Source organism: Protofrankia sp. Cas8 (assembly GCF_963555845.1).
GTDB lineage: Bacteria > Actinomycetota > Actinomycetes > Frankiales > Frankiaceae > Protofrankia.
This window is the reverse complement of record NZ_CAUVXI010000249.1, coordinates 2,023-7,514: the sequence shown is the minus strand read 5'-3', so window position 1 is coordinate 7,514 and position 5,492 is coordinate 2,023. Positions and strand designations below refer to the sequence as shown.

The 5,492-nt window shown below is 70.3% G+C and carries 5 protein-coding genes; all 5 read right to left on the bottom strand.

The genetic code is table 11. The annotated features are described in order from the left end of the window. On the bottom strand, window positions 1–89 hold an 89-nt coding region (locus tag U9977_RS24100), incomplete at its 3' end, for a DUF503 family protein (protein ID WP_322751568.1). An 11-nt stretch (window positions 90–100) separates the two neighbouring features. After that, window positions 101–3,442, bottom strand: a complete 3,342-nt coding sequence (infB, locus tag U9977_RS24095; protein WP_322751566.1) for a translation initiation factor IF-2 — start codon at window positions 3,440–3,442, stop codon at window positions 101–103. Between the two features lie 203 nt (window positions 3,443–3,645). Continuing rightward, the gene (locus tag U9977_RS24090; RefSeq protein ID WP_322751565.1) at window positions 3,646–3,906 is read right to left on the bottom strand and encodes a YlxR family protein; all 261 of its coding nucleotides are present in this window, start codon (window positions 3,904–3,906) and stop codon (window positions 3,646–3,648) included. A 7-nt stretch (window positions 3,907–3,913) separates the two neighbouring features. After that, window positions 3,914–5,017, bottom strand: a complete 1,104-nt coding sequence (nusA, locus tag U9977_RS24085; RefSeq protein WP_322751564.1) for a transcription termination factor NusA — start codon at window positions 5,015–5,017, stop codon at window positions 3,914–3,916. Beyond that, a partial coding sequence (gene rimP / locus U9977_RS24080; RefSeq protein WP_322751563.1) for a ribosome maturation factor RimP occupies window positions 5,014–5,492 on the bottom strand: 479 nt, incomplete at its 5' end. The genes nusA and rimP, both read right to left, overlap by 4 nt.

Below are 5,492 nucleotides of genomic sequence, written 5' to 3'. Positions count from 1 at the left end.
GCCACCACCGGCCGAACCACCGACCGCTTCTCCTTGAGCGACCGAACGTCGCCAAGGAGAAGGTCGAAAACTCCCGTCCCAGTCCACATGGTCCGCGTCCTCAGGAGCGAGGAACCTCCCGCTGTTCGAAGGTCTCGATCACGTCATCAACCTTGATGTCGTTGAACGAGCCGAGCCCGATACCGCACTCATAACCCTCGCGGACCTCGGTCGCGTCGTCCTTGAACCGCTTGAGCGACTCGACCGTGAGGTTGTCCGCCACGACCACGCCGTCCCGGATGAGCCGGGCCTTGGTGTTGCGGCGGATGAGCCCGGAACGCACCAGGGAACCGGCGACGTTTCCGATCCGGGGAACCCGGAACACCTCGCGGACCTCGGCCGTGCCGAGCTGGACTTCCTCGTAGACCGGCTTGAGCATGCCCTTGAGAGCATTCTCGATGTCCTCGATCGCCTGGTAGATGACCGAGTAGTAGCGGACGTCGACGCGCTCGCGTTCGGCCAGCTCGCGCGCCTTGCCCTCCGCACGGACGTTGAACCCGAGGATCACCGCATCGGATGCGCTCGCCAGGTTGACGTCATTCTCGGTGATCGCACCGACACCACGACCGATGATCCGCAAGGAGACCTCGTCGCCGACGTCGATCTTGAGCAGCGAGTCCTCCACCGTCTCGACCGAACCGGACACGTCACCCTTGAGGATGAGGTTGAGCTGGGTCTTCTCGCCCTCCTTCATCCGCTCCAGGATCGTCTCCAGAGTCGGGCGACCGCGGCTCATCGCAAGTTCGGCGTTGCGCTCACGCGCCTGGCGACGCTCGGCGATCTGGCGGGCAACCCGGTCTTCGGGCACGACCAGGAAGTTGTCACCGGCGTCGGGGACGCTGGTGAACCCGAGAACCTGCACCGGCCGGGCCGGGCCGGCCTCGTGCACCGGGTCACCGTGTTCGTCGAGCATCGCCCGCACACGCCCGAAGGCGTCGCCGGCGACCACCGAGTCACCGACCCGCAGGGTTCCCCGCTGGACGAGCACGGTGGCAACCGGGCCGCGGCCCCGGTCCAGTCGGCCTTCGATCGCGACACCCTGGGCGTGCGTGCCGGTCGGGGCACGCAGATCCAGTGCGGCGTCGGCGGTGAGGATGACCGCCTCCAGCAGACCGTCGATGTTGGTGCGGTTACGGGCGGACACGTCGACGAACATGGCGTCGCCGCCGTATTCCTCGGCGACCAGACCGTATTCGGTGAGCTGACCGCGCACCTTCAGGGGGTCGGCGCCTTCCTTGTCAATCTTGTTGACGGCGACGACGATCGGGACGTTGGCCGCCTGGGCATGATTGAGCGCCTCGATCGTCTGCGGCTTGACGCCGTCATCCGCGGCGACGACCAGCACGACGATGTCGGTCACCTGCGCACCGCGGGCACGCATGGCGGTGAACGCCTCGTGACCCGGGGTGTCGATAAAGGTGATCTTTCGCTCATCCCCGTCGACCGTCGCCCGGACCTGGTAGGCCCCGATGTGCTGGGTGATGCCGCCGGCTTCACCGGCGACCACATCCGTCGACCGGATCGCGTCGAGCAACTTCGTCTTGCCATGGTCAACATGGCCCATGACGGTGACAACCGGCGGACGCGCGGACAGTTCGACCTGGTCGCCGTATGCGCCACCGAAGGAGAGGTCGAAGCTTTCCAACAGCTCCTTGTCCTCGTCCTCGGGACTGACGATCTGCACCTCATACCCGAGAGTGACCCCGAGCAACTGCAGGGTCTCGTCCGTGCACGACTGCGTCGCGGTCACCATTTCGCCGAGCTGGGTGAACACGACCTGGACGAGTGCGCCCTGGTTAGCGTCAATCTTGTCGGCGAAATCGGCGAGGGATGCGCCCCGAGGCAGTCGAATGGCCTGCCCGTTCCCACGCGGAACCATCGCCCCCATGCGGGGGGCTTCCAGCCCGCTCTCCCACTCCTGCCGCTTCGCGCGCTTGGACTTGCGCTGGCGCCCCGGGCGGCCTCGACCGCCGGGACCGAAGGCGCCGGCGGTCGTGCCGCCGCGGCCCCTGCCGCCCGATGTCGGGCGACCGCCGGGACCGCCGGCACCGGGAGCGCCACCGCCACCGGGACGACCCGGCGCGCCCGTACCCGCGCCGGCACCGCCGCCCGGACGACCGGGTGCACCGCGGCCGGCGAACCCACCGCCACCGGGACGGCCACCGCCGCCACCACCACTACCGCCGCCCGGACGGCCGGCACCGCCACCGGGAGCCGGTCGCCCGCCACCGGCACCGGCACCGCCACCACCTGGGCGGGGACCACCGGGACCTGCGGGACGCGAGGGGAACATGCTCGGATTGGGTCGAGGCCCACCGGTACCACCTGGTCGGGGCGGCATCTGGCCCGGAGACGGCCGGCCACCGGTACCACCTGGTCGGGGCGGCATCTGGCCCGGCGACGGCCGGCCACCGCCGCTGCCACCGGGGCGTGGACCGCCCGTCCCGGCGGGACGAGGACCCCCGGCGCCGGCGGGACGAGGGCCCCCGGCTCCGGCGGGACGAGGACCACCTGGACGTGAACCGGCCTGGCGCGGCGGCGGACCGGCGGGTGGACCGCTGGCGGCCGCGGGGCCGGACGGCGCCTGCCGTGGCTGCGAGCTGGGCGTCGTGTACGGGTTGTTACCAGGACCGGCCGGGCGCGGCCCGGGGCGCGGCCCGGGGGCCGGACGACCGGACGGACCCTTCACCGGCGGGATCTCCACCGACGGGCTCGGCGACGGGCTCGGCGACGGCGTGTCTGCTGCCGGCATGCTGGGCGCGGACGTCGGCGCACTAGACGCGGGCGTCGGCACGCTGGGCGCGGGCGCGCTGGCCGCAGGCCCAGGTCGCGCCTGGACGCTGGGCGCGGCCGGGCGAGGGCGCGACGGCGGCGGAGTCACGGAGGGTGCGGGAGTGGCGCTCGGAGTGACCTCCGGAGCCGATGCGGCCGCGGGGAGGTCCGCCGCCGGCCTGTTGGGGGCTGGGCTGTCCGGCACCTGCGGTGCGGCGGGGCCTGGCTGGGCCGGGCCGGGCGCGCTTACCCCGACACCGGGGGCCTGCGGGCGGGCCGGGGCACCGGGGGCACCCGGGCGGCCGGGAAGCCGCGGACCGGGACGGGGTGGTACCGGTCCCGGACGGGCTCCGGTACCGGGCCTGACTCCGTTGCCCTGGGAGCTGCCGTTGCCCTGCGGGTTGCCCTGGGAGCTGACATTGCCCTGGGGTGTACCACCGCGGGCGGACGACCGCTGCGTTGCCGCGCCTTCGGCCGGGAACGATTCCTTGAGCTTTCGAACGACGGGTGCCTCGACTGTGGACGAAGCCGACTTCACGAACTCGCCGAGATCCTTCAGTTTGGCGAGCACGGTCTTGCTGTCGACTCCGAGCTCCTTGGCGAGCTCGTGTACGCGGGCCTTTCCTACCACGGTGCTCCTTCTTTCGGCCCGCGGTCCGCCCGCGTGACCCTCGTTACCTGCTGGTCGTGATCATGGCTGCGTGCTCATCGCGCGGTCATCGCTGTCTCGACCTGCTTCCGTGTCGACATCTGGTGATGTCGTCCGATCTTCCGTGAACTCCACGCCGGTGCGCAATCACGTGCCGTTCAACATCATCTACCGTTCAGCATCATCTACCGCTCAACAAGGTGTGCCCTGACGCGTCCAAGCCCGAGTGGCCCTGGAACGCGCAGCGCCCGCGGGAACGCCTTGCGACGCTCCGCGAGATCAAGGCAGACCAGATCGGGATGCAGGTGTGCTCCCCGCCCTGGCATACGACGGCGAACATCGGGTGTGAGCTCGCCACCAACTGCCACCATACGCACCAAGTCGGTCCGCACCGCCCGGGTACGACACCCTACGCAGGTGCGGACCGGCTCCGCACGGCACGCCATCGCCAGTCTATCCCGTTGCGCCCGCGGAGCGGTTGCCGGCAGCCGGGGATCTACGGGCCGCGGCCGGGGCCGCGACCCGCCTGGGAGACGATTCGGGACGTTCCCTCGACACCGGGTCACCGCCGCCTTCCGTAGCGCTTCTTTCCGTATCCGAATGGATGTCGATGCGCCAGCCGGTGAGACGGGCGGCCAGCCGGGCATTCTGCCCTTCCCGGCCAATGGCGAGCGACAGCTGGTAATCCGGTACGACCACCCGGGCCGAGCGGCCGGCCTCATCGGTGACCTCGACCCGTGCGACCCGTGCCGGCGACAGCGCGTTACCCACGAACGCGGCCGGTTCGGCGGACCAGTCGACGATATCGATCTTCTCGCCACGCAGCTCAGCCATGACGGCACGGACCCGGCTGCCCATCGGACCGATACACGCGCCCTTCGGGTTCACTCCGGGGACGGTCGACCGAACTGCGATCTTGCTGCGGTGTCCCGCCTCCCGGGCGATCGCGACGATCTCCACCGTGCCGTCCGCGACCTCCGGGACCTCCAGGCGGAACAACCCCTTGACCAGCTCCGGGTGGGTCCGAGACAACGTCACCGCGGGACCGTGCGCACCGCGCACGACACTCACGACATAGCACTTGACGCGGTCCCCGTGTTCGAAACGCTCGCCGGGGACCTGCTCAGCCGGCGCGAGCACACCCTCAATCGTGCCGAGATCCACCAGCACGACCTTGGAACCAGCTCGCTGCTCGTGATGCTGGACGACGCCGGAGACGACATCATGCTCACGGTCTGCATATTGTCCGTAGGTGACTTCCTGCTGCGCCTCGCGTAGCCGCTGCATGATCACCTGCTTGGCGGTCATCGTCGCGATCCGGCCGAAGTCCTCGGGCGTGTCCTCCCACTCGCGGGTCAGCCCGTCCAGGGACGTCTCACGGGCATAGACCGCGACATTGCCTGACGTCCGGTCGACGACCACCCGGGCGTCCTGTGCCGCGCCGCCGGTGTGCCGGTAGGCCGTCAGCAACGCGGTCTCGATCGCCTCCACCAGGGTGTCAAAAGAGATGTCCTTCTCGCGTTCGATCCCACGCAGCGCCGCCACGTCGAGCTTCATCGCTCCGCCTCCCCCTGCACGTCCGCCCCGGTCCCAGAATCCTCACCGGTCCCAGAATCCTCACCGGTCGCAGAATCGTCCCCGGTCGCAGAATCGTCCCCGGTCGCACGGAACTCCACCTGCACAACGGCCCGGGCGACATCCGCGAAGGATATCCGCCGCACCGCACCTGCCGACCCACTCTGATCATCCACCGCGAGCTCCGCCGAGTCGGGCCCGCTGGCGCGGACCCGGCCGATCAGCTGCCTACCGTCACGGGTGTGCACCGAAACCAGCCGTCCCCGGGCGCGCCGCCAGTGCCGTGCCGCGACCAGCGGGCGGTCCACCCCCGGCGAGCTGACCTCAAGCACGTACGGGCCCGATACAGGTGCGCCGTCGCCGTCGACCGCATCGAGAACAGCGGAGACGGCCCGGCTGGCCTCGGCGACCGCGTCCAGATCGATACCGTCGTCACGGTCCACCACCACCCGCACCA

Coding starts and splice junctions, on each gene's coding strand:
- U9977_RS24090 (WP_322751565.1), bottom strand. CDS start 3,906: ATGGCGTGCCGTGCGGAGCCGGTCCGCACCTGCGTAGGGTGTCGTACC.
- nusA (WP_322751564.1), bottom strand. CDS start 5,017: ATGAAGCTCGACGTGGCGGCGCTGCGTGGGATCGAACGCGAGAAGGAC.